2 protein-coding genes and 1 pseudogene are annotated in these 1,573 nt (G+C 41.5%); 1 reads left to right on the forward strand and 2 read right to left on the reverse strand.

What is annotated here, in order from left to right; translation table 11 throughout:
- Positions 1 to 423 (forward strand): annotated as a pseudogene (locus BZG81_RS15750) (transposase); the annotation flags it as partial.
- Here the strand turns inward: BZG81_RS15750 and BZG81_RS15400 are convergent.
- Together BZG81_RS15400 and BZG81_RS15405 are read right to left on the reverse strand one after the other, a co-directional pair.
- Positions 413 to 982 (reverse strand): GNAT family N-acetyltransferase, encoded by a 570-nt coding sequence (locus BZG81_RS15400; RefSeq protein ID WP_077677819.1) that lies wholly within the window; start codon positions 980 to 982, stop codon positions 413 to 415. The pseudogene BZG81_RS15750 and the gene BZG81_RS15400 sit on opposite strands and share 11 nt — an antisense overlap.
- Before the next feature lie 90 nt (positions 983 to 1,072).
- Positions 1,073 to 1,573 (reverse strand): Type 1 glutamine amidotransferase-like domain-containing protein (locus BZG81_RS15405; RefSeq protein WP_077677820.1); only part of this gene is annotated, 501 nt, incomplete at its 5' end.

Here is a 1,573-nt window from a genome sequence, read left to right on the forward strand (position 1 = left end):
CGTGAAGTTGATTGAAGCATGCCCCCTGAATATCAGACTAAAAATACGCTCTTACAAAGCGTGCCTGGCATTGGCAGCATTGCGGCAGCATCTATCATCAGTAACGTCCCTGAGCTGGGCTATATAACTAACAAACAAGCGGCATCTCTCATTGGTGTTGCACCCGTGACAAAAGAAAGTGGGCGATATAAAGGCAAACGGGTGATCCAAGGTGGACGTGCTCAAGTTCGTACCGTGTTGTATATGGCGATGATGTCTGCGATGCAATGTAATCCTGTTTTTAAAGCGACGTATACCCGATTAGTCGCCGCTGGAAAGCCGAAAAAAGTCGCCATTATTGCCTGTGTGCGCAAGATGGTAGTGATCTTAAATTCGATGCTTAGAGACGGCGTGATGTGGGATAAAAATCTCGCTAAAATTTAGGATTGACGACATACTCGTTTGTTATGCCTTTGTCCCAGTCGGTTCGAAGAACTGCCAGAACTACTGTATCCCACCACTGTTCTTTGAAAAAGCGATGCTCTCTAAAGTGTGCTTCTTGACGCATACCTAAAGACTTACAGAGCTTAATTGCTGCTAGGTTCTTACTAATTGTCTCCGCATAGATACGGTGAACACCCAACTCAGAAAAACCAAAGTCTGCCAGAGCTAAAGCCGCTTCATAGCTTAGTTTATGTCCTTGAGATGACCTTAAAAACGCACACCCCATTGAAGCTTGTTGATTGTCTTCCAAGCGCAAGCAAACAGTCCCAATAAACTGCCTTGAATCCTTACACTCAACAGCTAGCTGATATGATTTTCTTGGTTCTTCAGAAGCCTGAGCTATAAACAAGTTTGTTAGCTCTTTATATTTATTAGGGTCACAATCACTTTCGTCATAGAAACGCTGATATTTAGCGTCCTGAGACATAGCAACAAAAGCACTTTCATCGTTCGGATTCATATCCCGAATAATCAAACGGTTAGTCTCGATTTTAAACATCGAAAGTTCCTTTTTCATCGTGAGGCATAACGCTTTACTCACCGGAAAATGACGAGCGTCAGCGAGTTATTTTTCCAATGCAGTAACTTGTTAAGTTTTTTCACCCCAGACTTCAAATTTATTGTCATGTATGACAATCGCTTGTGTGTTGCTAATGGGGCAAAGATCTATTTCGTCCTTATAACTAGAAATGATTTTCTCGACTGACTCTTTGAATGGGAAGTTTGTATGGTGAGGAACCGGATAAAAATCAATCATTCCTAATGATGAAAACGTACCAATGTTCGGCGCGGCAGTGAAATCATCCATTTCTTTTACATACTCAATATTGCGTGAAAGCACAATGGAACCAGCAGACTCACCAATATACATTTTCCCTGAATTTACTTGTTCAAATATAACTGTGTCCGCGCCTGTTCTTTTCAGCTCTTGAAGGAGAAAGAAGGTATTACCACCAGTAACATAGATATAGTCATTCTTTTTGAGCGTACTATCTATTTTTTCTTTGGTTGCCGTTGAAATTTCAAGTTCGTCAACAATTAGCCCGCGTTCTTCAAGGGCCTTTTTGCCAGCATCCACATAAAATGTAAC

It is taken from the genome of Salinivibrio sp. MA607, assembly GCF_001996245.1.
Taxonomy (GTDB): Bacteria; Pseudomonadota; Gammaproteobacteria; order Enterobacterales; family Vibrionaceae; genus Salinivibrio; species Salinivibrio costicola.

What these genes read in the sequence shown, in the direction of transcription:
- BZG81_RS15400 (WP_077677819.1), bottom strand. Translation starts at nt 982, where the DNA reads ATGTTTAAAATCGAGACTAACCGTTTGATTATTCGGGATATGAATCCG.